Origin of the sequence: Thiorhodospira sibirica ATCC 700588, assembly GCF_000227725.2 — a bacterium.
GTDB classification, from domain to species: domain Bacteria; phylum Pseudomonadota; class Gammaproteobacteria; order Ectothiorhodospirales; family Ectothiorhodospiraceae; genus Thiorhodospira; species Thiorhodospira sibirica.
In genome coordinates this window covers 130,142-155,262 of sequence record NZ_MU255057.1, presented here as the reverse complement: position 1 = coordinate 155,262, position 25,121 = coordinate 130,142, and the positions used below count along the sequence as shown (strand labels likewise).

Genomic DNA, 25,121 nt, shown 5'->3' with positions numbered 1-25,121 from the left:
GACAGGGTGACAGGCTATGGCAATAAGGCCTTAACGTTGCTGTGTAGGGTGAATGCGTTTTGCAAAAAAAACGGGCGCATGTCGCGCCCGTAAAGACCCACCACCTTGCAGGAGTTAAGGAGAAAACAACTGCATCTGTGTCATTTATTGGTAAATTCTGGATACGCTTCCAAACCGCATTCCGAGACATCCGCGCCGAGGTGTTCTTCTTCCTGGCTGATGCGTATGCCCATGGTGACTTTGATCAGCAGCCAGAAGATCAGGCTTAGGCTAAAGACAAAGCCGATGATGGCACCAAGTCCGGCGAGCTGTCCGATCAAGGTGGCCTCCGAGTTGGAGAGCAGCACCGCCATCACGCCCCAGATCCCTGCGGTACCATGCGCAGAAATGGCACCCGCCGGATCGTCGATACGCATCCGATCCAGAGCGACAATGGATAGCACGACCAATACGCCACCGACAACGCCAATGAGCATGGCCAGCCATGGATCAGGGGTGTGCGGTGAGGCGGTGATGGATACCAGTCCGGCAATGGCACCATTGAGGCCCATGGTCAGATCGGTTTTACCAAACATCAGACGCGAGGCCAGCAGGGCAGCGACAACACCACCCGCTGCGGAGAGATTGGTGTTGACAAAGACCATCGCCACCGCGTTTGCAGAATCCACATCAGAGACTTTGAGTTCAGAGCCGCCGTTAAAGCCAAACCAGCCCATCCAGAGGATAAATACACCGAGTGTGGCCAGGGGAAGATTAGCGCCCGGTAAGGCATTGATCTGGCCGCCGGAGCCGTATTTGCCGCGTCGTGCCCCAAGCAGCAAAACCCCGGCCAGTGCTGCCATCGCACCGCTGAGGTGGACAATGCCAGAGCCGGCATAGTCGCTAAAGCCCAGGCCATCCAGGAAGCCGCCGCCCCAGCTCCAGTACGCCTGGAAAGGATAGATAAAGCCGGTCATAACAACCGCAAACAATAAAAAGGCCCACAGCTTCATGCGTTCGGCAACGGCACCGGAGACAATCGACATCGCGGTGGCGACAAAGACCACCTGGAAGAAAAAGTCGGCGGATTTGGAGTAATAGTCGTCGCCACCACTGGTGATTACGCCTTCTACGCTGTTATCCGGATCAAGGAAAAAGCCGAATCCAGGAATGAAGCTGTTGAGACCTTCGCCGTACATGATCTGATAGCCCACCAGCATGTACATGATGCAGGCGGTTGAATACAGACCGATATTTTTCGTTAAAATTTCAACGGTGCTTTTGCTGCGTACCAGACCGGCTTCCAGCATAGTAAAGCCCGCTGCCATCCACATAACCAGCACCCCGGACACCAGAAAATAAAAGGTGTCCATGGCATATGCCAGCTCAATGACTTGACCTTCCACGATACAGATCCCCCGCTACAAATTGATCGACACAGTAAATAAACAACGCCGTGGCAGCATCTTCCAGATTTGGATCGCCGAGTTGTACTCGGCTAATTTTTAATCTATGTCCCGAGCAGCCGACGGCACGTCGGCGATCCACACGGCAGACGCCACCGCCACTTACAAGGCATCTGCACCGGTTTCGCCGGTACGAATGCGAATCGCCTGCTCCAGCGGGAAGACAAAGATCTTGCCATCGCCAATTTTGCCGGTGTTGGCCGATTTGGTGATGGATTCAATCACCTGCTCCAGCAAATCGTCTTCAACGGCAACCTCAATCTTGACCTTGGGTAGAAAATCCACCACATACTCGGCCCCGCGATATAACTCGGTATGCCCTTTCTGACGCCCAAAGCCCTTGACTTCCGTCACCGTGATGCCTTGTACGCCAATCTCAGAAAGGGCCTCGCGTACATCATCAAGCTTGAAGGGCTTTATAATCGCAGTAATCAGCTTCATCAGTTCCTCCGCAATGCCTCCCGAGGTGATCGGGAGAAAATAGCAAACCGCCCGCTTGGCGGTTGTGAAGATGCCAGAAAGGCTAGAAATTCATGGTGTAGGAAACGAGAAAGCGCGGATCATCGTCATCATCGAGATCGTTTTGCACATAGGCAAAACTGAAATCACCCATGGAGGTCGCCTTGTTCAGTGATAATGACCACCAGGTATAATTGGTATCATCGGAGGGATTGGGATCAACATAGCCAATCTGTGCGCCCAAAGACATATCTGCCGCCACCGGAAATTCAGCGCCTAACTCATAAGACAGCGTCTTTTCCCAGTCGCTGTCATCGGCATTGATGACATAGGCAACCCCGGCGCTAAACTGTGAAAAACTGAGATTGAGGTAGATCTCGCCGGCGTCGGAATCATCCGCACGCGGATAGGCGTAATACACATAGCCCAGATCATAGCCAAAGCCACTGCTTAGCTCATTGGCAAAGCCAAAATAGCCGTCGATTTCGTAATCACCACCACCGCCCAGGCTGGATACCCAGGTGCCCAGATACAAACCGCTGGCATGGTTATAATCCACGCCGCCTTGCACCGCTGCATCATCGTCGGATTCACTTAAGCCGCGAAAAATGTAATTGCTGGTAATGCCGATATTGGCACTGACTTCTGCCATGGCCTGACCCGAAACCCCCAGTCCGCCAATTGCCAGGATGCTGGCTACCGCACACGCTGTTGCCGTGCGTTGATATGCTTGCATGATGATCTCCTCAAAAAGTATTTAAATGGATGCACGATGATAACCTGTCGATGGATAGCACAATACATGCCATTTTTTCAGGCACGCCACCGGGCGAAACGCCATGTCCGCTCCCCTATTCCCGGCGCAAAATGCACCATAAAGCGATACCGGCAAGCGGACTTGCACTTTTTTAGTGCAAGTTGGCGTCAAGCCTGTTTGCACCCCCTTGGCCCAGACCCGCAGCAACACGCTGTCGCCACGCTCATGGATGCGGGAATGTGCCAGCGGTGCAGATTAGGTGTAGCCCCCTGCCCTGAGCAGGGCTACAATGTAGCCACCGCTGCATGCGGTATTCCTAAACTAAAATAATTTCATGCATTAGCACGCAGGAGTGTAGGTAAATGGCAAAAATGTATATCGGTACGACGCTGACCAATTACATCATTGAGGCACAGCGTACGATCGAGGGCGCAACCGGTGAGTTTACCGGTCTGCTAAACGACATCGCAGTGGCTTGCAAAAAGATCTCCGATCTGGTGAATAAGGGCGATCTGGTCGGTATTCTGGGCACGGCGGGTTCAGAAAATGTACAAGGCGAGCAGCAAAAAAAGCTGGATGTGATCTCCAACGAGATCTTTATCGAGGCCTTGGCACATAATGGCCATGTGGCGGCGCTGGCCTCCGAGGAGATGGACGAGATTTATCACCTCCCGGCAGATTATGTGCGGGGGAAATATCTGGTGCTGTTTGATCCGCTGGATGGCTCCTCCAATATTGATGTCGATGTTTCCGTGGGTACCATTTTCTCGATTCTCAAGGCCCCGCCGGGGGTTGAAAATCCAGGCACCGAGGATTTTCTCAAGCCGGGGGTGACGCAGATTGCGGCGGGTTATTGCCTGTATGGGCCGTCTACCATGATGGTGCTGACCACCGGCTCTGGGGTGAATATGTTTACCCTGGATCGGGATTTCGGGGAATTTTTGCTGACCCACGAAAACGTCACGATTCCTGAAGACACCCAGGAATTTGCGGTTAATGCTTCCAATATGCGCTTTTGGGAGCCACCCGTGAAGCGCTACATTGATGAATGTCTGGCAGGAAAAGACGGTGTGCGTGGCAAGGATTTCAATATGCGCTGGATTGCCTCCATGGTCGCTGAGGTGCATCGCATTTTGGTGCGTGGCGGGATTTTCATGTATCCCTCTGACAGCAAACTCAAGGCCAAGGGACAAGACGGCAAACTGCGCCTGATGTATGAGGCCAACCCGATGAGCTTCATTGTTGAACAGGCCAACGGCATGGCCACCAATGGGCGCGAACGGATCATGACCCTAACTCCTCAGGATATTCATCAGCGCGTCGCCGTGGTGCTGGGTTCCAAAAACGAGGTGGAACGCCTGACCAGCTATCACCAGGCTTAAAAAAACCGCTCACCGCCCCTTCTTTCTATACAGAAGGGGCTTTTGAACGCTTAACCGGTTTCGTTTTGATAGTGGCGGCGGCGGGGGCGGTTTAGGGTTTTGCTAAAGATTTTGGAGTTGCGTTGCCAGTTGTATAGCTCACGCCGGGCTATGGGCAGGGCATCGAGGGCGTCGGCAGTAAAGCCGCGCTCTAAAAACCAGTGGGCGGTATGTGTGGTCAGGACAAACAGGCGGCTAATGCCTTGGGTCTGGGCCTGGGTTTCGAGGTGTTCGAGCAGGCGATCCCCACGTCCGCCATCGCGGTAGTCACGATGTACGGCCAGGCAGGCCAGTTCCGCTACGCCATCGCTGGCGAAGGGGTAGAGGGCGGCGCAGGCGAGTATTTTGGCGTCGCGCTCAATCACCGTAAAGCGTTCGATTTCCAGTTCCAGTTGTTCCCGCGAGCGGCGCACCAGGATGCCCTGGCTTTCCAGTGGGCCGATCAGTTCCAATATCCCGCCGATGTCTTCAATACGCGCTGGCCGCAGTTGTTCAAAAGATTCTGCGGTGATCAGTGTGCCTACGCCATCGTGGGTATACAGCTCCAGTAATACTGCCCCATCAGCACGGCGATTGAGGATGTGTACGCGGGCAATGCCGTGCATGCAGGCATTAACCGCCTGGCTGAGCTGGCGCTGCAGCAGTGGGCATTGCCCGGCTTCGCACTGGTGTAGCAGTTGCTGGGCCTGGGCAACCGTCAATTGCCCAATGAGCGCACCGTGGGCGTCTTTTAATGGGCCGCTTTCGCTAAGGAAAATCAGTTTATCGGCGTTGAGGGCGACGGCGGCGGTGGTGGCCACCTCTTCGCTGCTGAGGTTAAAGACCTCGCCGGTGGGAGAATAGCCCAGCGGAGATAACAAGACGATCTGTGCCTGTTCCAGATGACGGTTGATGCGCGTGGCGTCAATGCGGCGCACCTCGCCGGTGTGCTGATAATCCACGCCATTGCGCACCCCCAGTGGGCGGGCGATCACATGGTTGCCGCTGATGACTTCGATTTGCGCCCCGGCCATCGGGGTATTTGCCAAGCCCTGGCTCAGCAGGGCCTCAATGTCTATGCGCAGTTGGCCGACCACGGCTTTTACCACGCTCAATGCCTGAGTGTCCGTGACTCGCAGGCCATTGACATAGCGCAATGTTTGCCCGGTCTGGCGCAGTTGCTGTTCGATTTGCATGCGCGCCCCATGCACTAAGACCAGACGCACGCCAAGACTGTGGAGCATGGCGATATCATGAATCAGCGCGGGGAAGCGGGGATCCTGCAGGGCCTCGCCCTCAAAGGCGATGACCACGGTGCGCCCGCGATGGGCGTTGATGTAAGGTGCGGCGGCGCGAAACCACGCCAGCGGGGAAGAATGGGGCAAGCCGTGCTCGTTAAATCAGTGCGATAATGGGTTTAATCCAGCGCCCCGGCATCTTGCAGCAGGCGATGGATGCGCGCTGCAAGGATCTGATAACCGTCAGCATTGGGATGAATGGGGTCGGCCTTGAGCGCATTTTTCGACAGGATGTAAGCCAGCGCGCCATCTTCCAGCGGGATTGCAAATTGCCTGGCCAGATCGTGATACAGCGGCGCGGTGCGCAGACGCAACAGCGCCGGGGTTGGCACCCCCAGCAAGACCACGGCAACGCCTTGGCTGTGCGCGTACTCAATCATGGCGGCCAGATTGGCTTGCACAGCTTGGGGTTCCATCCGGCGCAACAGATCATTGCCGCCATGCGTCAGAATCAGCAGATCCGGCTGGTGTTGTGCCAACAGTTCTGGCAGACGCGCCAGCCCCTGCTCGCTCAGTTCGCCCGGTACGCCGGCATTGATCACGGTGCGCCCGGTCAATTGGGCCAGTTGCGCGGGATAGCTTTGCTCAGGTGCGGCACCGGTGCCAAAGGTCAGGCTATTGCCAAAGGCGAGCAGGGTGGCATCCCAGGAAAGGGGTGCTAACGGCGGTGGCGCCTTGCTGCAGCCCCACAGCCCGAGCAGCAGCGCAAGCACCCACAGACCGCGTAACAGCGCCCACCTCGCCGGCAGGATTTTTTGATGTGACACACCAAGCCCTCTGCGGGTTATTTCAGCAGATCTTTTAAGGCGGCAAAGGGCTGGTAGGTCACATCCGCGCCTTTTTTGCTGCTCCCGCCACCATGACCACTGGCGGCTTCCAGCAGGCGCTGATGCTCATTGTCATGACAATACAGACATAACAGCTCCCAATTGCTGCCATCTTGCGGATTATTGTCATGATTATGGTCTTTGTGATGCACGGTGAGTTCATGCAGGTTGGTCCGGCTGAACTCGCGTGAACAGCGCCCACAAATCCACGGGTACAGCTCCAGCGCCCTGGCGCGGTAGCCACGTTCCTGCTCATCGCGATAACGACGGGCATCGGCAACAACTTGATCCAGCCGGGAGGTCGCAGGTTTAGTGATTTTGCTCATGGGATGAAGATCTCAAAGAAAGTGCACAATTTAGCATGATCATGGGCTAAATTTAGCAAATTTTTAGCCGGGTTCACAGTCAGGCGGGAACGTATGGGCTGGCTTGATAACACGGCAAGACTGCGGGTGCATGGCGCACCCGCAATATTAAAGAAGGGCAAAACAAGCAATGACGTGGGTTTAAACCTCGGAATCCGCATTTTTGGCAACGGATTTGCCGGAGGCCGGAGTCTTGTTGGCGGCAGGCTGTTCTGCTTTAAGCAGTAAAAGCCCGCTGTGCCGTTTGCGGCGACGTTCATTGTGGTATGCCAGACCGGTACCCGCAGGAATCAGACGCCCGACGATAACGTTTTCTTTCAGGCCACGCAGATCGTCTTTGCCGCCACGCACAGCGGCCTCGGTCAAGACGCGCGTGGTTTCCTGGAAGGAGGCCGCAGAGATAAAGGATTCCGTCACCAGCGAGGCTTTGGTGATCCCCAACAATACCCGGTCGTACTTGCAAGGATACTGATCGTCGGCCAGTCGTGTATGTTCTTCCAGCACGCGGGCACGATCAACCTGTTCACCGGCCAAAAAGCGGGTATCGCCTGGGTCGGTGATTTCCACCTTGCGGATCATTTGCCGATTGATCACCTCGATATGCTTGTCGTTGATCTTTACCCCCTGCAGACGGTAAACATCCTGAATCTCTTTGACCAGATATTCAGCCAGGGCAGAAACCCCGAGCAGACGCACGATGTCGTGCGGATTAAGCTCACCATCGACGATGATTTCACCGCGCTCCACATGCTCACCTTCAAAGACGTTGACCTGTCGCCATTTATGGATGAGCTCTTCGTACTCTTCACCGGATTTGTCATCTTTGATGATGATGCGCTGCTTGCCTTTGGTGTCCTTGCCAAAGCTGACGGTACCGGAACGCTCGGCCAGAATCGCCGGTTCTTTGGGTTTTCTGGCCTCAAACAGGTCAGCCACTCGCGGCAAGCCCCCAGTAATATCGCGGGTTTTGGAGGAGTCTTGCGGGATACGGGCAATCACGTCACCCACTTCCACCTGCGCGCCGTCTTCCATGCGGACAATGGCATTGGCTTGCAGCGCATACTGGGCCGGGATTTCTGTCCCCGCCAGGCATAGCTCTTCGCCTTTTTCCCCGAGGAGCCTCACCGTCGGACGCAGTTCCTTACCCGCACTGGGCCGCTGTTTGGGGTCGAGAATGCGCACCGAGGTCAGGCCGGTGGTTTCGTCGGTTTCTTCCTTGACGGTGACTTCTTTGATGAAGTCGATCAGATGCACCCGTCCGGCCACCTCGGTGATAATCGGGTGACTCAAGGGGTCCCAGGTGGCGATTTCCTGACCGGCTTCAACCGTCTTGCCTTCGCTGACCATAATGACCGCGCCATAGGGCAATTTGTAGCGCTCGCGTTCGCGTCCCTGCTCGTCAATCACCCCGATTTCACCCGAACGCGATACTGCTACCAAGTGGCCGTGGCGATTGGTCACGGTTTTGATGTTGTGCAGGCGAATCTGGCCTTTGGATTTAACGTTAATATTGCTGGTTGCCGCAGTACGGCTGGCCGCGCCACCGATGTGGAAGGTGCGCATGGTCAGCTGGGTGCCCGGTTCACCGATGGATTGCGCGGCAATGACGCCCACCGCTTCGCCGATATTGACCAGATGGCCCCGCGCCAGGTCGCGCCCATAGCACATGGCGCAGATGCCATAGCGGGTTTCACAGGTGATCGCTGAGCGCACCAATACCTCATCGATACCCGCCGCTTCCATCTGATCCACGGCTTTTTCATCCAGCAGAGTGCCAGCGGTCAGCAGCGGGTCATCCATACCGATGGCATAGACATCACGGGCCAGAACGCGCCCAAGCACCCGCTCGCGCAGCGGCTCAACCACATCGCCACCTTCGATGATCGGCTTCATGACAATGCCGTGTTCCGTGCCGCAATCGGTTTCGGTGACCACCAGATCCTGCGCCACATCCACCAGACGGCGGGTCAGATACCCGGAGTTAGCGGTTTTAAGGGCGGTGTCGGCCAGACCTTTACGCGCTCCGTGGGTGGAGATGAAGTATTGCAGAACGTTGAGACCTTCGCGGAAGTTTGCCGTAATCGGGGTCTCGATGATCGAGCCGTCGGGCTTGGCCATCAGGCCGCGCATCCCCGCCAGCTGGCGAATCTGCGCACTGGAACCACGCGCGCCGGAGTCGGCCATCATATAAATGGAGTTAAAGGAGGCCTGATCAACGGAATTGCCCTGAGCGTCGATCACGGTTTCTTTTTTGAGGCGATCCATCATCGCCTTGGCAATTTCGTCGTTGGTATGCGACCAGATATCCACGACCTTGTTATAGCGTTCGCCTTTGGTGACCAAACCGGATTCGTACTGGTCCTCGATCTCTTTAACCTGTGCCTCGGCAACGGCCAGAATATCGGCCTTTTGCGGCGGAACCACCATGTCATCAATACCGAAGGAGAAGCCCGCACGGGTGGAGTAGTAAAAGCCGGTATACATCAACTGGTCGGCAAAAACGACCGTTTCTTTCAGACCCACCTGCCGATAGCAGGCGTTGATAAGACCAGAGATGGCTTTTTTGTTAAGGTCCCGATCCACCAGTTTAAACGGCAGCCCATCAGGCAAAATCTTTGACAACAAGGCGCGTCCGACGGTGGTTTCGCGGCGCACGGTCTGCTCCCGGCGCTGGCCCTGCTCATCAAGCAAGACTTCCCGGATGCGCACGGTCACGCGTGCATGCAGATCGGCCTGCTTGTTTTCATAGGCGCGATGCACCTCATCAACATCGGCAAAGCGCATCCCTTCACCTTTGGCATTGATGCGCTCGCGTGACATGTAATACAGCCCCAACACGATGTCTTGCGAAGGCACGATGATTGGGTCACCGTTGGCTGGCGAGAGCACGTTGTTTGACGACATCATCAGGGCGCGGGCTTCCAGCTGCGCTTCCAGCGACAGCGGCACATGCACGGCCATCTGGTCGCCGTCAAAGTCGGCGTTAAAGGCCGCACAGACCAAGGGATGCAGCTGAATCGCCTTGCCTTCCACCAGCACCGGTTCAAAGGCCTGAATGCCGAGGCGATGCAAGGTGGGTGCGCGGTTGAGCAGGACGGGATGTTCGCGGATCACCTCATCAAGGATATCCCAGACCTCCGGGCCTTCACGCTCGACCAGTTTTTTGGCGGCCTTGATGGTGGTGGCTTGTCCCCGGCGATGCAGTTTGCCAAAGATAAAGGGCTTGAACAGCTCCAGCGCCATCTTTTTGGGCAGGCCGCACTGATGCAGGCGCAACGTCGGGCCAACCACAATCACCGAACGCCCCGAGTAATCCACGCGCTTGCCCAGCAGGTTTTGCCGAAACCGCCCCTGCTTGCCTTTGATCATATCGGCCAAAGATTTCAGCGGGCGCTTGTTGGTGCCGGTAATCGCCCGGCCACGCCGTCCGTTATCCAGCAGGGCATCAACGGATTCCTGCAACATGCGCTTTTCATTGCGCACGATGATGTCCGGGGCATTCAGCTCCAGCAGGCGCTTGAGGCGGTTGTTGCGGTTGATCACCCGGCGATACAGATCATTGAGATCTGAGGTGGCAAAACGCCCACCGTCCAGCGGCACCAGGGGGCGCAGATCCGGCGGCAACACCGGCAATACGGTCAGGATCATCCATTCGGGCTTGTTCCCCGAATCCAGGAAGGATTCAATGATTTTAAGCCGCTTGGCAATGCGCTTAATCTTGGTTTCGGAGTTGGTCTCATTGACCTCGCCGCGCAATTTGTTGGCCTCGGCCTGCAAATCCAGGGTGCGCAACAGTTCAAAGATGGCCTCCGCGCCCATGCGCGCATCAAACTCATCGCCATAGCTTTCGATGGCTTCCAGATACTGATCATCATTGAGCAGCTGATAGCGTTCCAGCTCCGTCAGACCCGGATCAATGACCACGAAGGCCTCAAAATACAAGACCCGCTCGATATCCCGCAGGGTCATATCCAGCAACAGACCAATGCGCGAGGGCAGGCTCTTTAAAAACCAGATATGCGCAACCGGACTGGCCAGTTCGATATGCCCCATGCGTTCGCGCCGCACCTTGGTCTGGGTCACTTCCACGCCGCATTTTTCACAGACCACGCCGCGATGTTTCAGGCGCTTGTATTTACCACACAGGCATTCATAATCCTTGATCGGGCCAAAGATTTTGGCGCAAAACAAGCCGTCACGCTCGGGCTTGAAGGTGCGATAGTTAATCGTCTCGGGCTTTTTCACCTCGCCATAGGACCACGCCCGCACCATGTCCGGGGATGACAGGCCGATGCGAATGGCATCAAATTCCTCGACCTGCCCTTGCTGGGTAAACAGCTGCAAAAGATCTTTCATCAATCCTGCTCCAATTCGATGTTAATGGCGAGCGAACGGATTTCTTTCATCAACACATTGAAAGATTCCGGCAAATTGGCTTCCATGCGATGATCCCCATCAACAATGTTTTTGTACATCTTGTTGCGCCCCTGCACATCATCGGATTTGACCGTGAGCATCTCTTGCAGGGTGTAGGCGGCACCATAAGCCTCCAAGGCCCAGACTTCCATTTCCCCGAAGCGCTGACCGCCAAACTGGGCTTTACCACCGAGCGGCTGCTGGGTAACCAGGCTGTACGGACCGGTCGAGCGGGCGTGCATCTTGTCATCTACCAGGTGATTGAGCTTGAGCATGTGCATATAGCCCACCGTCACCGGGCGATCAAAGGCCTCGCCGGTGCGGCCATCATACAAGGTGCTTTGACCACTGACGGGAAGTTCAGCCATGCGCAGCAAGGTCTTGATCTCGGCCTCCGTCGCCCCGTCAAACACCGGGGTGGCAATGGGTACACCGCCGCGCAGATTCTTGCACAGGGTGAGGATTTCCTCGTCGCTCAGTGTCTCCAGATGTACCTTGTCGATATTGCCAAGGTTATAGAAGCTGTCCAAAAAGCTGCGCAATTCATCCATCTTGACCTTGGCATCGACCATGCGGGCGATTTTTTGCCCCAGTCCTTTAGCCGCCCAGCCCAAATGCACCTCCAGCACCTGCCCCACGTTCATGCGCGAAGGCACCCCGAGCGGGTTGAGCACGATGTCTACAGGGGTGCCATCTTCCAGATGCGGCATATCCTCCTCGGGCACGATCATCGAGATCACCCCCTTGTTGCCGTGGCGTCCAGCCATTTTGTCACCCGGCTGCATGCGCCGTTTGACCGCCACGTAGACCTTGACCATCTTCAAAACCCCTGGTGCCAGATCGTCACCGGTGATCAGCTTGGCCTTTTGCTCCTTGAATTTATGTTCAAAGGCTTCACGCTGCTGCTTGACCTGCTCGGCAATGGCCTCCAGCTGGGTATTGGCGTCTTCATTGCGCAGATGCACCTCAAACCAGCGTTCGCGGGGCAGATCAGCCAGATAGGACTTGGTGATTTTGGCGCCATCGGCCAGGCCATTGGGGCCACCCCCGGCGACTTTGCCCAGCAGCAGCTTTTCCACCCGGTCATAGAGGTCTTCTTCGTAGATGCGCAGCTGATCTTTGAGATCCTTGCGCACTGCCGCCAGCGCGGTTTCCTCAATCTCCTGGGCACGCTTGTCTTTTTCCACCCCATCACGGGTAAACACGCGCACGTCAATCACCGTGCCTTCCATGCCAGAGGGCAGGCGCAGCGAGGTATCTTTGACATCGCTGGCTTTTTCACCAAAGATGGCGCGCAACAGCTTTTCTTCAGGCGTGAGCTGAGTCTCGCCCTTGGGTGTCACCTTGCCCACCAGAATATCCCCGGCGCGCACCTCGGCACCCACAAAGACAATCCCCGATTCGTCCAGCTTGGACAGCAGACTTTCCGAGACGTTGGGAATATCGGCGCTGATTTCCTCGGAGCCCAGCTTGGTATCGCGGGCCACACAGGTCAGCTCCTCAATATGAATCGAGGTAAAGCGGTCTTCCTGCACCACGCGCTCAGAAATCAGGATGGAGTCTTCAAAGTTGTAGCCATTCCAGGGCATGAAGGCGATCAGCATATTCTGCCCCAGCGCCAGCTCACCCAGATCCGTGGATGAACCATCAGCCAGCACATCACGCGCCGCAATCACATCGCCGACGTTCACCAGCGGTCGCTGATTGATACAGGTGTTCTGATTGGAGCGGGTGTATTTGGTGAGATTGTAAATATCCACCCCCGAGGTTCCGGCCTCAGCCTCATCATCATTGACCCGAACGACAATGCGCGCCGCATCCACGGAATCGACCACACCACCACGCCGCGCCACAATCGAAGAACCCGAGTCAATGGCAACGGTGCGCTCAATGCCAGTGCCCACCAGCGGCTTTTCGGCACGCAGACAGGGTACGGCCTGGCGCTGCATGTTGGAGCCCATCAAGGCGCGGTTGGCGTCGTCGTGTTCGAGGAAGGGAATCAGTGCCGCCGCCACAGAGACGATCTGCTTGGGCGATACGTCGATAAAATCGACCTTATCCGGGGTCGACAGGGTAAATTCATTTTGTTGACGGCAGGATACCAGCTCGTCAATCAGGCGCCCTTCCTCATCCAGGGTCGCGTTGGCCTGGGCAATCAGGAATTGCCCTTCTTCAATCGCCGACAGATACACAATGTCCTCGGTCACCCGCCCGTCAACGACGCGCCGATAGGGGGTTTCCAGAAAGCCGTAGTGATTGGTGCGGGCATACACCGCCAGCGAGTTGATCAGACCGATATTCGGACCTTCCGGGGTTTCAATCGGGCAGACGCGGCCATAGTGAGTGGGATGCACGTCGCGCACCTCAAAGCCGGCCCGTTCGCGGGTCAGACCGCCTGGCCCCAGGGCAGAGATACGCCGCTTGTGCGTGACCTCGGACAGGGGATTGTTTTGATCCATAAACTGCGAGAGCTGGCTGGAGCCAAAAAATTCCTTGATGGCAGCCGCAACCGGCTTGGCGTTGATCAGCTCCTGAGGCATCAGCCCTTCGCTTTCCGCCACGCTCAGGCGTTCCTTGACCGCCCGTTCAACCCGTACCAGGCCGACGCGGAAGGTGTTTTCTGCCATTTCACCGACGCTGCGCACCCGACGGTTGCCCAGATGGTCGATGTCATCCACCTGATTGTTGCCGTTACCGATGTCAATCAATACCTTGAGCACATCGAGAATGTCGCGGATTTCCAGGACGCCGGAACCTTCGGTTTCCTCACGCCCGACACGGCGATTGAATTTCATCCGCCCAACCGGGGACAGATCATAGCGATCTTCGGCGAAAAACAGGCCGTTAAACAGATTCTCGGCCGCTTCCTTGGTCGGCGGTTCACCCGGACGCATGACCCGGTAAATCTCGACCTGCGCCTCCAGCTGCGAGCGCGTTACATCAATATTTAAGGTGTTGGAGATGAAGGGTTTGTGATCCAGTTCGTTGGTGTACAGGGTACGAAATGACGTGACCCCGGCCTGGCGAATCTTTTCCAGCAGCTCCTGGGTCAGTGGTTCATTCGCCGGTGCCACCACCTCACCGCTGTCTTCATCAACGATGGCATGAGCCAGCAGCCGTCCTTCCAGATATTCACCGCTGACATTGAGCGAGCGCAGGCCAGCTTGTTCCATTTGCTGTACATGGCGGGCAGTGATGCGCCGCCCGGCAGGAATCAACACCTTATCTCCCAGCACAATATCAAAGGCCGCCGTTTCACCGCGCAGGCGTTCCGGGAGTAGCTCCAGATCGAAGCCTTCTTCGGTGAAGGTGACGGTATTGGTGGCAAAAAAGGTACGCAGAATTTCTTCGGTATCCATGCCCAGGGCACGCAGCAACACCGTCGCGGGAAGTTTGCGCCGACGGTCGATGCGCACAAACACGCAATCCTTGGGATCAAATTCAAAATCCAGCCAGGAGCCGCGATAGGGAATGATCCGCGCATTAAACAAAAGCTTGCCCGAGGAATGGGTCTTGCCCTTGTCGTGGTCAAAAAACACCCCAGGGGAGCGGTGCAGCTGGGACACGATGACGCGCTCGGTGCCGTTGATCACGAAAGTGCCGTTTTCGGTCATCAGGGGCAGCTCGCCCATATACACTTCCTGTTCCTTGACATCCTTGATCACGCGGGAGCCAGCCGGAGCTTCCTTGTCATAAATCACCAGCCGCAATAAAACGCGCAGTGGGGCGGCATAGGTCTGGCCGCGTAATTGGCATTCCTTGACATCAAACACCGGGGTGCCGAGGCGATAGCTCACATATTCAAGCTCGACATGACCGGAATAGCTCACAATCGGGTACACCGACTTGAAGGCGGCATGTAGGCCGACATCCTCACGCGTTTTGACGGGCGTATCGGCTTGCAAAAAACGGCGATATGATTCAAGCTGCGTGGTCAGCAGATAAGGGACTTCGAGGATCTGCGGACGCTTGCCGAAGTCCTTGCGAATGCGTTTCTTCTCGGTGTAGCTGTAAGCCATTGCAATTCCTCACACTAAGAACCCCCGATACACTCAACCAAAGCGATGGTGAGCCGGGACAAGCAAGAAAAGGCCGGGGGTGTAGCACCGCCGGCCTCCAAATAATGATCAATGCCAGTGAGCCTGGCAACTAACAAACTGTACAATCAAGCAAATATCTAAGCTGGCGCGTACAAAACGAATGCCGTGTCAGGCCAAGGCAAACGGCGAAACGCTGCCAGCAATGACAGCGCCCACCGCAATCCAGACAATAAACGCCTGGGCTTACTTAAGCTCAACGCTGGCGCCGGCTTCTTCAAGCTCTTTCTTGATCTTTTCGGCTTCTTCCTTATTCGCGGCTTCTTTGACCGTAGCCGGTGCCGATTCAACCATATCCTTGGCTTCCTTCAGACCCAGACCGGTGATCGCACGGATCACCTTGATCACGTTGACCTTGTTGGCACCAAAGCTGGTCATGACGACATCAAATTCGTCTTTGACTTCAGCAGCCGCTTCGGCAGCCACAGCCACCGGGGCAGCCGCCACAGCAGCGGCAGCGCTAACGCCAAATTTTTCTTCCATGGCAGAGATCAGATCAACGATCTCCAAAACGGTCATGTTGGAAATGGTTTCCAGGATATCTTCTTTAGAAACGGCCATGCTAAATACTCCTAAGCGAGACAGGTTTTCACCCGATTCATGTGGTGATGGGGATTAAGCAGCGGACTGCTTTTGATCACGAACGGCAGCAACGGTGCGCACCAGTTTGCCGGGAACTTCATTAAGCGTGCGAGCGAATTTATCAAGCGGCGCTTTCATGGTGGCCATCAAAATACTGATAGCTTGATCACGGGTCGGCATACTGGCCAGGCGCTCAAGATCAGCCGGACCAAGCAGTTGTCCACTGACGGACACCAGCTTGACCTGTAATTTGGCATGATCCTTGGCGAAGTCTTTAATCAGCCTTGCTGCAGCACCGGGATCGTCTTGCGAAAATGCCAGCACCAAAGGGCCGACCAATCCTTCCTGCATACATGCAAAGCTGGTTCCCTCGACCGCACGGCGGGCCAGGGAATTCTTCACCACCCGTAGATAGACGCCATTTTGACGCGCCTTGGCGCGCAGTTCGGTCATCTCACCTACGGTAAGTCCGCGATACTCAGCTGCAACCGCGGAATGCGCCTGAGAAGCCACCGCAGCCACTTCAGAGACAATGCGTTTTTTGTCTTCCAGTGTTAATGCCACGATTGAGTCTCCTTAAAACCGCAAAAACCTTATACACAGCGGTTTTTGCAAAAGAAAAACCATCTCATGCCTGACAACGGCACAAAACGGCTACCGAATACGGCACACCCACAACCACAGCCAATGACTGAATCGGGGGACACCGTCTGCGCAGGCATGATTTAAGTCACATCTAAGGTGCGTGACACCTGCGGTCTTGGACGGAAGGCTGCATCATCACAGCCGTCCTCCAACCTGCAAATGTGGCACCATCCGCAAGATGGCACCACAAAAAACGCTTACAGACTGCTTTGATCCAGCATGATCCCCGGCCCCATCGTCGTGGAGACAGTGATCCTTTTCATGTAAATACCCTTGGCAGCGGATGGCTTCATCTTGTTCAAATCCGCCAGCAGGGCATTGAGGTTTTCATGCAGCGCCTCTGGGGCAAAGCTGACCTTGCCGATGGTGCAATGAATGATCCCGGCCTTGTCAGTACGGTAACGCACCTGACCGGATTTGGCATTCTTCACCGCCGTGGCCACATCCGGGGTCACGGTGCCTACCTTGGGGTTCGGCATCAAACCACGCGGCCCCAGAATCTGGCCGAGCTGACCGACCACGCGCATCGCATCCGGGCTGGCAATGACCACATCAAAATCCAGTTGGCCGGCTTTGACCTGGGCAGCCAGATCATCCATGCCGATGATATCGGCGCCGGCCGCCTTGGCCGCCTCGGCATTGGCACCCTGAGCAAATACGGCAACTCTTACAGATTTACCCGTTCCGTTGGGCAGTACCGTAGCACCGCGTACCACCTGGTCGGATTTACGCGGATCAACCCCCAGGTTGACGCTGACATCTACAGATTCGGCAAATTTGGCCGCCGGCAGGGATTTGAGCAGCTCAAACGCCTCAATCACAGGATAGCTCTTGGTGGAGCTGACTTTTTCACGAATGGCCCGCATCCGCTTGCTTAATTTTGCCATCTCAGACCTCCTCGACTTCCAGACCCATACTGCGCGCACTGCCGGCAATACACCGCACGGCTGCCTCCAGATCGGCAGCCGTCAGATCAGGCTGCTTGACCTTGGCGATTTCTTCCAGCTGTGCCCGCGTCACCTTGCCAACCTTGTTGGTGTTGGGCGTTGCCGAGCCTTTGGCAAGGCCAACGGACTTTCTCAGCAATACCGATGCCGGAGGAGTTTTGGTGACAAAGGTGAAGCTGCGGTCGGAATAGACCGTGATCACCACTGGAATCGGCAGACCTGGCTCAAGGCTTTGTGTTTGCGCATTGAAGGCCTTGCAGAATTCCATGATATTGACACCGCGCTGACCGAGCGCGGGGCCCACCGGCGGGCTTGGATTGGCCTTACCGGCGGGAACCTGAAGCTTGACATACGCTTCGATTTTCTTAGCCATACGAAGAGAACTCCTGAGATATGGGTGATAGCGCCTGAACGGCTCCCCTGGGAAACAGCAATGTCTGACCCTAAGCAGGATCGCAAACAGTCAGAATCGCTAGACTTTTTCGACTTGATGAAATTCCAGCTCCACGGGTGTGGAACGGCCAAAAATCTGCACGGCAACCAAGAGACGGTTTTTCTCATAGTTGACTTCTTCAACGACGCCATTGAAGTCATTGAAAGGACCATCGGTTACACGCACCACCTCGCCCGGTTCAAACAAAACCTTGGGACGGGGTTTTTCAATACCATCCTGCATCCGCTGCAGGATATTATTGGCCTCACGGTCACTGATCGGCGCAGGTCGATCGGCGCTGCCTCCAATAAATCCCAACACCTTGGGCACATCGCGCACCAGATGCCAGGCTTCCTCGCTCATCTCCATCTGCACCAGCACATAACCGGGAAAAAACTTGCGCTCGCTTTTGCGCTTTTGGCCATCCCGCATTTCCACCACTTCCTCAGTGGGCACGAGAATATCACCAAACTTATCTTCCATATTAAAACGCTTGATGCGCTCCATCATGGAGCGCTTTACATGGTTTTCAAAGCCTGAATAGGCTTGCACAACGTACCAACGCAAGGCCATTTAGAGGTTCCTCACGCGCCAGTACCGATAATAGAACGCACGGACCAACCCAGGAACATATCCACCAGCCATAAAAATATGGCGACGATAATCACGACCAGAATAACGATCAAGGTCGTCTGCAGGGCCTCGGCACGGGTCGGCCAGACCATCTTGCGCACTTCATTGCGCGACTCACCCAAAAAGCCCCACAAGGCGCGTCCGGGCGCAGTCGTGGCAAAAATGCCCACAGCAACGCCGACAACCGCTAACAGGCCCAACACCCGAAACAATAACGACTCGGCGGCAAACCAATAAAACGCAAGCACGCCCGCAACCAGCAGCAACACAGCGGCTACCAGCTTCGCGGTATCAACCCCGGAGCGTTCTACTTCAGCTTTGCCTGTCATAGGATGAATTACTTAAAAGGTTATGCGACGCCCCAAAGGGCGTCGTTTTGAAGAGATATGGCAGGCCAGGAGGGACTTGAACCCCCAACCTGCGGTTTTGGAGACCGCTGCTCTGCCAATTGAGCTACTGGCCTAAAGCTTTTACTAACAACAACTTGATGGGCACTGCAAACCGGCAGCCAACTGCTGCCGATAAAAACAACTCTGAATCACTCAATGATTTTGGCAACAACGCCGGCACCGACTGTGCGGCCACCTTCACGAATCGCAAAGCGCAATCCTTCCTCCATCGCAATCGGGTTGATCAGCGATACCACAACTTTGACGTTATCGCCCGGCATGACCATTTCGATGCCTTCTGGCAGGTCTACTGATCCGGTCACGTCGGTGGTGCGGAAGTAAAACTGCGGACGGTAGCCGTTGAAGAACGGGGTGTGGCGTCCGCCTTCTTCTTTGGACAGGACGTATACCTCGGCTTCAAATTTAGTGTGCGGCGTGATGGAGCCGGTTTTGCACAGCACTTGTCCGCGTTCTACGTCGTCGCGTTTGGTGCCACGCAGCAAGACCCCAACGTTGTCTCCGGCCTGTCCCTGGTCGAGCAGTTTGCGGAACATTTCTACGCCGGTGACGGTGCTTTTCTGGGTGTCGCGGATGCCGACAATGGAGACTTCGTCGCCGACTTTGACGATGCCACGCTCAATACGACCGGTGACGACGGTGCCACGCCCGGAGATGGAGAAGACGTCTTCGACGGGCATGAGGAAGGCGCCGTCAATGGCGCGCTCGGGCTCCGGGATGTAGCTGTCGAGGGCGGCTATGAGTTTGTCGATGGCGGGCACGCCGATGTCGGAGGTGTCGCCTTCAAGTGCTTTGAGGGCGGAGCCTATGACGATGGGGGTGTCGTCCCCCGGAAATTCGTAGCTGGAGAGCAGGTCGCGGACTTCCATTTCGACCAGCTCGAGCAGTTCGGCGTCGTCTACCATGTCGGCTTTGTTGAGGAAGACGACGATGTAGGGCACGCCTACCTGACGGGCGAGCAGGATGTGTTCGCGGGTCTGGGGCATCGGGCCGTCAGCCGCGCTCACGACCAGGATGGCGCCGTCCATCTGCGCCGCACCGGTGATCATGTTTTTGACGTAGTCGGCATGGCCGGGGCAGTCTACATGGGCGTAGTGGCGGTTTTCGGATTCGTATTCGACGTGCGCGGTGGCAATGGTGATCCCACGGGCGCGTTCTTCCGGGGCGTTGTCAATCTGGTCGTAGGCACGGGCTTCGCCACCAAATTTTTTGGCCTGTACCACGGTCAGCGCGGCGGTCAAGGTTGTTTTCCCATGGTCTACGTGACCAATGGTTCCCACGTTGACGTGCGGCTTCTTACGCTCAAATTTTTCCTTGGACATGGCTCAATACCCCGTTGACGCTTGATATCTTGTTTTAACTGAATGAATAACGAGCAAAAGAAAATGGAGCCCATAACCGGATTTGAACCGGTGACCTCTTCCTTACCAAGGAAGTGCTCTACCGACTGAGCTATATGGGCTAAAACATCACAACACTGGAGCGGGTGATGGGAATCGAACCCACACCATCAGCTTGGAAGGCTGAGGTTCTACCATTGAACTACACCCGCAACATCTTAATATCGGGCATCCCAGCCTTCAGACAAGACCTGCTAAGCGGAGCATAGAGCGGCTCAACGCCTTAAAACACACATCAGACCGTTTGCATAACAACCATCTAATAAAAATCCTGGTGGAGGGAGAAGGATTCGAACCTTCGAAGGCTGAGCCAGCAGATTTACAGTCTGCCCCCTTTGACCGCTCGGGAACCCCTCCAAGATGAGAGCGCGCAATTTTAGTGAGCCGCTGAAAAAATGTCAAGACATTTGTTTTTACTGTTAGCCCAAAGCAGTAATGTCCCCTTCGTCCAATTCTAAAATGTCCCCTTTATATTTAAGCGGGAGGGGCACGCATGACGAAGGAGCACATTACGATGAGTCACAAAGAAATTGACCGACTAGAGATGATTCAGGCGGTGGCGAACAAGCATCTGCGGCAGGCCGAGGCGGCCCAGCGCCTGGGGTTGAGCGTGCGCCAGGTCAAGCGCCTGGTTCGCCGCTATCGTGAGCATGGGGCGACAGGGCTACGCAGTGGCCACCGTGGCCGACGTCCCAATAACGCCATTGCCGAGACAGTACGCCAGGAGGTGCTCGCCTTGGTCAAGACGCACTACACCGACTTTGGCCCCACCCTGGCCTGCGAAAAGCTGGCCGAGCGCCATGGTCATCATCTCTCGGTCGAGACCCTGCGCCAGTGGATGGTGGCCGATGGGCTATGGCAGCCCAAGCAACGCAAGCAAGCCCGCATTCATCAGCGCCGTCCACGCCGCCCCTGCCTGGGGGAGCTCATTCAAATCGACGGCTCGCCCCATGACTGGTTTGAGGTGCGCGGCCCGCGCTGTACCCTGATTGTGTTCATCGACGACGCCACAGGGCGCCTGATGGCCCTGCGCTTCGTGCCCGCCGAGACCACCCAGGCCTACATGGAGACCCTACAGCAATACCTGGATCAGCACGGACGTCCGGTGGCCCTCTACTCAGACAAACACAGCATCTTCCGTGTCAATCATCCTGAGCACGACGGGGAGCTGACCCAGTTTTCCCGCGCCCTCAAGACCCTCGACATCGCCGCCATTCATGCCAACACGCCTCAGGCCAAGGGGCGGGTGGAGCGGGCCAACCAGACCCTGCAAGACCGTTTGGTCAAGGAGCTGCGCCTGCGTGAGATCTCGGACATCGACGCCGCCAACGCCTTCCTCCCCACCTTCATGGCCGACTTCAACGCCCGCTTCGCCGTCGAGCCACAAAGCCCCCAGGATGCCCACCGACCGGTGCTGCACAGCCCCGAGGAGCAGGCCCTCATCCTTTGCCTGCACCATACCCGTAAGCTCTCCAAGAACCTTTGCTTCCAGTTCAAGAACCGGGAATATCAGCTTCAGGGACAGGGCAAGGGCTACCGCCTGCGGGGTGCCACCCTCACCGTCTGCGAGGCCTTCGACGGCACCATCACCCTCCTGCACCAGGGGCACATCATGCCTTACCGTCTGTTGGCTGAGGGCGAACCGCCCACACCGCTGGATGATGAAAAAAGTGTCCACCACAGCGTCGACCAGGCCAAGGCAAAACAGACCGCCAAGCCAACCTACAAACCGGCGCCGGACCACCCTTGGAGAGGTCGGGGCAACATCACTCCGGCACCAGCCCAAACACCATAACCACGCATTCTACGGGGGACACTTCTGCTTTGCACAAAAGGGGACTTTTCTGAATTGGGTTGACAGACATTTGTTTTTACAGAATTGGGTTGACAGACATTTGTTTTTACATCCCTGCCATATACCTCAATACTCCGCCTTCGCTTCATAAACGTGCGCATTTTTCGCCAGAAACACAGCCCTAAGCTTTTGATATTCAAGCCTCAAAAAATAAAAATCAGGCTTGCTTGGATCAACGGGAATTGTTGTGCCCAGCACAACTGCGTTTTACCACAAGAAGGCTTTATATCTGCCTGATCTGGAAGTGTTTGATGCAGTCTCTGCCTACGACAGCATGTCGGGGTTGAACAGGCGCTGGTATTCGCCGATGGCGAAGCGGTCGGTCATGCCGGCGATGTAATCGGCGACGGCGCGGGCGCGGCCGCTGCGTCCGTGTTCATGTTCCAGGGTGGTGACGTTGCGTTGGTGTTCATCGGGCAGCAGTTTGGGGTCATTGAGGTAGGCATCGAACAGCGCATGGACCAGGCGGTCGGCTTTTTTGGTCATGCGGTGTACCCGATAGTGTTGATAGAGGCGGCGGTGCAGGAAGCGTTTGAGTTCCCGGTTTGCTTCGCGGGTGGCGCTGCTAAATCCGATCAGGGGTTCGGGATATTGGCGCACTTCATCAACGCTGCCGACTCCGGACTGGCTGATGCGGGCCTGTGAGGTGCTGAGCAGGTCGCTGACCAGGTGGTTGATCATGCGGCGGATGACTTCGTGGCGAGTGCGCTTGGCGTCAAGCTGGGGGTAGCGGGCGCAGACGGCGTGGTAATGTTCGGCAAACAGCTCAATCTCGAGCAGGTCTTCTACGCTAATAATACCGGCGCGCAGACCATCATCAACATCGTGGTTGTTGTAGGCAATCTCGTCGGCAAGGTTGGTCAGTTGCGCTTCAAGCGAGGGCTGCAGGCCCAGGACAAAGCGCTCGCCCACTTCGCCCAGGGTGCTGGCATCTTTCAGGGCGCAGTGTTTGAGAATCCCTTCGCGGGTCTCAAAGCACAGGTTGAGTCCGTCAAACTCGGCATAACGCCGTTCCAGATGATCTACCACCCGTAGCGATTGCAGGTTGTGTTCAAAGCCGCCATCGTCGCGCATACAGGCATTGAGGGTATCCTGTCCAGCATGGCCAAAGGGGGTATGTCCCAGATCATGGGCCAAGGCGATGGCCTCGGTGAGGTCTTCATTCAGTCCCAGTGTGCGGGCGCAGGAGCGGGCAATCTGCGCCACTTCGATGGTATGGGTCAGGCGGGTGCGGAACAGATCGCCTTCGTGATTCACAAACACCTGGGTTTTGTATTCCAGGCGTCGAAAGGCCGTGCAATGCACAATGCGGTCACGATCCCGCTGAAATTCGCTGCGCTGCGTAGGCAGGGCCTCGGCATGGCGACGGCCTCGCGATTGTGCATCGCTGAGGGCGTAGGGGGCTAAGGGTTGGCTGTAACTGAAGGGCATGGCTGGATTACCTGCTCTAATGAGCGACGTTTCATAAAAAAGCGGCATCTGGAAGATGCCGCCACGAAAACACCGGCTCAGGACCCGGCCAGTACGGCCTCCAGCTCAGCGGGAGCAACCGCTGCAGTAACGATGGCCTCGCCGATGGCCTTTAACAAAACCAGTCGCAGCTGACCGCGCAAGACTTTTTTATCCACCGCCATCAGTTCACGCAGCCGTGTCGCTGACAGCGCCTGCGGTGGCCGGGTGGGCAGATCGGCGGCGGCAATCAGGGTCTGGATACGGGTGACCGTGGCCTGATCCAGCCAACCCAGGCGCTCAGACAGTTGCGCCGCCATGACCATGCCCGCCCCCACCGCTTCGCCGTGCAGCCATTCGCCATAGCCCAGGCCGGTTTCAATGGCATGACCGAAGGTATGACCGAGATTTAAAATTGCCCGCCGTCCGCCTTCGCGCTCATCTTCAGCCACCACGGCGGCCTTGGTTTCACAGGAGCGGCGGATGGCATGAATCAGCGCGGGGGTGTCTTTGGCACGCAGCTGGGGTAAATGCTGCTCCAGCCAGACAAAAAAATCCGCATCGGCAATCAGGCCGTATTTGATCACCTCGGCCAGCCCGGCGCTCAATTCGCGATCAGGCAGAGTCTGCAGAGTTTGGGTGTCAATCACCACGCAGCGCGGCTGATAAAAGGCCCCGATCATGTTTTTACCCAGGGGGTGATTCACGCCGGTTTTGCCGCCAACGGAGGAGTCCACTTGCGCCAGCAGGGTGGTCGGGATCTGGATGAAATCCACACCGCGCTGATAGGTGGCTGCCGCAAAACCGGTCATATCACCGATTACCCCGCCACCCAGGGCCAACAGCACCACGCCGCGATCATGCCGGGCCTCTAGCAAGGCGGTATAGATACGCTCCAGCGTGGCGAGGGTTTTGTATTGCTCGCCATCGGGCAAAATCAGCACATCAGGGGCATAACCGCTAAGCGTGGCCTGCAGTTGCGCCAGATACAGGGGAGCCACCACTTCATTGGTCACAATCAGGCAGCGGCGGCCATCACCCAGATAGGGCGCAAACAGCCGGACATCGTTGAGGGCATCAGCGCCGATATGAATCGGGTAACTGCGCTCGCCCAGATCAAGGGTCAAGGTGTGCATAAAACGGGCATTATCAACCGTGCAAAGTGATGGATCAGGCCAAGACGCGCCTATTGTGCATTGATACCCATGGAACGCATCAGCAAAATGGCGCCCAGCACGACCACGCCGATGGTGACGGCAATCAGGGTCATCTTGGTGATGGCGATGATAAAGGGGCGTATCCCGGTGGCGGCCAAGGTGGTCGGGATGACTGAGTCTTCCCGTTCCAGACGGGGTTGACTGGTCACAACGGCATAAGGTGCTGTGTCGGTGACGCGGAAATACTCCAGTCCCAGATCGCCGCCTTTTTCAATGACGATGATTTCCGTTCCCTGAGCAAGCTGCTGACTGCTGGCGTATTCCAGCGCAAAGGCCTCCATCTGCTCCGCTTCACCTTCATATTCCCACTGTTTGGGCGCTTCAGGCCATACGCGCTTGGCTGCATATTTCACAAATACAAACCCTCTTCAAAGATAGCTTAAAAAGCCGGGGCGTGTGCCGTGAGTACGCTGACACGACGGCACACGCTGGACCGGCCTGAGTCAAATCCGGAGGGGATTATATCCCAATAGCGGCTTTGCTACCGAT

Annotated in this window: 20 protein-coding genes and 4 tRNA genes; 2 read left to right on the top strand and 22 right to left on the bottom strand. The window is 56.4% G+C overall.

Translation table 11 applies throughout. From position 1 onward, the window contains the following. Positions 1 to 140: 140 nt before the first annotated feature. The 3 genes from amt to THISIDRAFT_RS14245 form a co-directional block, all read right to left on the bottom strand. Positions 141 to 1,352 carry an ammonium transporter gene (amt, locus tag THISIDRAFT_RS14255; protein ID WP_050984861.1) on the bottom strand — a complete coding sequence of 404 codons (1,212 nt, stop codon included), beginning with the start codon at positions 1,350 to 1,352 and terminating at the stop codon, positions 141 to 143. 195 nt (positions 1,353 to 1,547) lie between these two features. Continuing rightward, positions 1,548 to 1,886, bottom strand: coding sequence for a P-II family nitrogen regulator (glnK, locus tag THISIDRAFT_RS14250; RefSeq protein ID WP_006786971.1), 339 nt, complete (start codon positions 1,884 to 1,886; stop codon positions 1,548 to 1,550). Between the two features lie 82 nt (positions 1,887 to 1,968). Then, positions 1,969 to 2,640 carry a TorF family putative porin gene (locus THISIDRAFT_RS14245; RefSeq protein WP_006786970.1) on the bottom strand — a complete coding sequence of 224 codons (672 nt, stop codon included), beginning with the start codon at positions 2,638 to 2,640 and terminating at the stop codon, positions 1,969 to 1,971. Between the two features lie 392 nt (positions 2,641 to 3,032). Here THISIDRAFT_RS14245 and THISIDRAFT_RS14240 point away from each other — a divergent pair, with 392 nt between their 5' ends. Next, on the top strand, positions 3,033 to 4,043 hold the full coding sequence (locus THISIDRAFT_RS14240) for a class 1 fructose-bisphosphatase (RefSeq protein WP_040851864.1): 1,011 nt from the start codon (positions 3,033 to 3,035) through the stop codon (positions 4,041 to 4,043). A gap of 50 nt (positions 4,044 to 4,093) precedes the next feature. Here the strand turns inward: THISIDRAFT_RS14240 and argA are convergent, their stop codons facing one another. The 16 genes from argA to THISIDRAFT_RS14160 all read right to left on the bottom strand — a co-directional run bounded on the left by argA (position 4,094) and on the right by THISIDRAFT_RS14160 (position 20,468). Further along, positions 4,094 to 5,446: an amino-acid N-acetyltransferase gene (argA, locus tag THISIDRAFT_RS14235; protein ID WP_006786968.1), complete on the bottom strand. Its 1,353-nt coding sequence runs from the start codon at positions 5,444 to 5,446 to the stop codon at positions 4,094 to 4,096. A gap of 32 nt (positions 5,447 to 5,478) precedes the next feature. Continuing rightward, on the bottom strand, positions 5,479 to 6,126 hold the full coding sequence (locus THISIDRAFT_RS14230; protein ID WP_006786967.1) for an arylesterase: 648 nt from the start codon (positions 6,124 to 6,126) through the stop codon (positions 5,479 to 5,481). Between the two features lie 17 nt (positions 6,127 to 6,143). Next, positions 6,144 to 6,512, bottom strand: coding sequence for a YajD family HNH nuclease (locus THISIDRAFT_RS14225; protein ID WP_006786966.1), 369 nt, complete (start codon positions 6,510 to 6,512; stop codon positions 6,144 to 6,146). Between the two features lie 180 nt (positions 6,513 to 6,692). Then, positions 6,693 to 10,907, bottom strand: coding sequence for a DNA-directed RNA polymerase subunit beta' (gene rpoC / locus THISIDRAFT_RS14220; protein ID WP_006786965.1), 4,215 nt, complete (start codon positions 10,905 to 10,907; stop codon positions 6,693 to 6,695). Further along, positions 10,907 to 14,986, bottom strand: a complete 4,080-nt coding sequence (rpoB, locus tag THISIDRAFT_RS14215) for a DNA-directed RNA polymerase subunit beta (protein ID WP_006786964.1) — start codon at positions 14,984 to 14,986, stop codon at positions 10,907 to 10,909. Before rpoB ends, rpoC begins: the two co-directional genes overlap by 1 nt. Before the next feature lie 264 nt (positions 14,987 to 15,250). After that, positions 15,251 to 15,625 carry a 50S ribosomal protein L7/L12 gene (gene rplL / locus THISIDRAFT_RS14210; RefSeq protein ID WP_006786963.1) on the bottom strand — a complete coding sequence of 125 codons (375 nt, stop codon included), beginning with the start codon at positions 15,623 to 15,625 and terminating at the stop codon, positions 15,251 to 15,253. Positions 15,626 to 15,679: 54 nt separating this feature from the next. Further along, a complete protein-coding gene (gene rplJ, locus THISIDRAFT_RS14205; RefSeq protein WP_006786962.1) occupies positions 15,680 to 16,210 on the bottom strand; it encodes a 50S ribosomal protein L10 in 531 nt (176 codons plus the stop codon). A gap of 278 nt (positions 16,211 to 16,488) precedes the next feature. Next, positions 16,489 to 17,178, bottom strand: a complete 690-nt coding sequence (rplA, locus tag THISIDRAFT_RS14200) for a 50S ribosomal protein L1 (protein ID WP_006786961.1) — start codon at positions 17,176 to 17,178, stop codon at positions 16,489 to 16,491. A 1-nt stretch (position 17,179) separates the two neighbouring features. Beyond that, entirely contained in the window at positions 17,180 to 17,611 is a 432-nt protein-coding gene (gene rplK / locus THISIDRAFT_RS14195; protein WP_006786960.1) for a 50S ribosomal protein L11, read from the bottom strand. A 99-nt stretch (positions 17,612 to 17,710) separates the two neighbouring features. Further along, entirely contained in the window at positions 17,711 to 18,244 is a 534-nt protein-coding gene (nusG, locus tag THISIDRAFT_RS14190) for a transcription termination/antitermination protein NusG (RefSeq protein ID WP_006786959.1), read from the bottom strand. Positions 18,245 to 18,255: 11 nt separating this feature from the next. Continuing rightward, on the bottom strand, positions 18,256 to 18,633 hold the full coding sequence (gene secE / locus THISIDRAFT_RS14185; protein WP_006786958.1) for a preprotein translocase subunit SecE: 378 nt from the start codon (positions 18,631 to 18,633) through the stop codon (positions 18,256 to 18,258). Positions 18,634 to 18,691: 58 nt separating this feature from the next. Beyond that, a tRNA-Trp gene (locus tag THISIDRAFT_RS14180) sits at positions 18,692 to 18,767 on the bottom strand. A gap of 75 nt (positions 18,768 to 18,842) precedes the next feature. Continuing rightward, positions 18,843 to 20,033, bottom strand: coding sequence for an elongation factor Tu (gene tuf, locus THISIDRAFT_RS14175; protein ID WP_006786957.1), 1,191 nt, complete (start codon positions 20,031 to 20,033; stop codon positions 18,843 to 18,845). Between the two features lie 64 nt (positions 20,034 to 20,097). Next, positions 20,098 to 20,173 (bottom strand) — tRNA-Thr (locus tag THISIDRAFT_RS14170). A 16-nt stretch (positions 20,174 to 20,189) separates the two neighbouring features. Next, positions 20,190 to 20,263, bottom strand: a tRNA-Gly gene (locus THISIDRAFT_RS14165). A gap of 120 nt (positions 20,264 to 20,383) precedes the next feature. After that, positions 20,384 to 20,468 (bottom strand) — tRNA-Tyr (locus tag THISIDRAFT_RS14160). A gap of 136 nt (positions 20,469 to 20,604) precedes the next feature. Between THISIDRAFT_RS14160 and THISIDRAFT_RS14155 the strand changes: the two genes are divergently transcribed. Beyond that, positions 20,605 to 21,906, top strand: a complete 1,302-nt coding sequence (locus THISIDRAFT_RS14155; protein ID WP_006786022.1) for an ISNCY family transposase — start codon at positions 20,605 to 20,607, stop codon at positions 21,904 to 21,906. Positions 21,907 to 22,230: 324 nt separating this feature from the next. Here THISIDRAFT_RS14155 and THISIDRAFT_RS14150 read toward each other — a convergent pair whose 3' ends face one another. The 3 genes from THISIDRAFT_RS14150 to THISIDRAFT_RS14140 form a co-directional block, all read right to left on the bottom strand. After that, on the bottom strand, positions 22,231 to 23,397 hold the full coding sequence (locus THISIDRAFT_RS14150; RefSeq protein ID WP_006786956.1) for a deoxyguanosinetriphosphate triphosphohydrolase: 1,167 nt from the start codon (positions 23,395 to 23,397) through the stop codon (positions 22,231 to 22,233). Positions 23,398 to 23,474: 77 nt separating this feature from the next. Then, positions 23,475 to 24,551: a 3-dehydroquinate synthase gene (aroB, locus tag THISIDRAFT_RS14145; protein WP_006786955.1), complete on the bottom strand. Its 1,077-nt coding sequence runs from the start codon at positions 24,549 to 24,551 to the stop codon at positions 23,475 to 23,477. Positions 24,552 to 24,601: 50 nt separating this feature from the next. After that, positions 24,602 to 24,985: a hypothetical protein gene (locus THISIDRAFT_RS14140; RefSeq protein WP_006786954.1), complete on the bottom strand. Its 384-nt coding sequence runs from the start codon at positions 24,983 to 24,985 to the stop codon at positions 24,602 to 24,604. Between the last annotated feature and the right edge of the window lie 136 nt (positions 24,986 to 25,121).

Coding starts and splice junctions, on each gene's coding strand:
- THISIDRAFT_RS14155 (WP_006786022.1), top strand. CDS start 20,605: ATGACGAAGGAGCACATTACGATGAGTCACAAAGAAATTGACCGACTA.
- glnK (WP_006786971.1), bottom strand. CDS start 1,886: ATGAAGCTGATTACTGCGATTATAAAGCCCTTCAAGCTTGATGATGTA.
- rplA (WP_006786961.1), bottom strand. CDS start 17,178: ATGGCAAAATTAAGCAAGCGGATGCGGGCCATTCGTGAAAAAGTCAGC.
- rplL (WP_006786963.1), bottom strand. CDS start 15,625: ATGGCCGTTTCTAAAGAAGATATCCTGGAAACCATTTCCAACATGACC.
- THISIDRAFT_RS14245 (WP_006786970.1), bottom strand. CDS start 2,640: ATGCAAGCATATCAACGCACGGCAACAGCGTGTGCGGTAGCCAGCATC.
- rplK (WP_006786960.1), bottom strand. CDS start 17,611: ATGGCTAAGAAAATCGAAGCGTATGTCAAGCTTCAGGTTCCCGCCGGT.
- THISIDRAFT_RS14150 (WP_006786956.1), bottom strand. CDS start 23,397: ATGCCCTTCAGTTACAGCCAACCCTTAGCCCCCTACGCCCTCAGCGAT.
- THISIDRAFT_RS14240 (WP_040851864.1), top strand. CDS start 3,033: ATGTATATCGGTACGACGCTGACCAATTACATCATTGAGGCACAGCGT.
- THISIDRAFT_RS14225 (WP_006786966.1), bottom strand. CDS start 6,512: ATGAGCAAAATCACTAAACCTGCGACCTCCCGGCTGGATCAAGTTGTT.
- aroB (WP_006786955.1), bottom strand. CDS start 24,551: ATGCACACCTTGACCCTTGATCTGGGCGAGCGCAGTTACCCGATTCAT.
- secE (WP_006786958.1), bottom strand. CDS start 18,633: ATGACAGGCAAAGCTGAAGTAGAACGCTCCGGGGTTGATACCGCGAAG.
- amt (WP_050984861.1), bottom strand. CDS start 1,352: ATGGACACCTTTTATTTTCTGGTGTCCGGGGTGCTGGTTATGTGGATG.
- nusG (WP_006786959.1), bottom strand. CDS start 18,244: ATGGCCTTGCGTTGGTACGTTGTGCAAGCCTATTCAGGCTTTGAAAAC.
- rpoB (WP_006786964.1), bottom strand. CDS start 14,986: ATGGCTTACAGCTACACCGAGAAGAAACGCATTCGCAAGGACTTCGGC.
- rpoC (WP_006786965.1), bottom strand. CDS start 10,907: ATGAAAGATCTTTTGCAGCTGTTTACCCAGCAAGGGCAGGTCGAGGAA.
- tuf (WP_006786957.1), bottom strand. CDS start 20,033: ATGTCCAAGGAAAAATTTGAGCGTAAGAAGCCGCACGTCAACGTGGGA.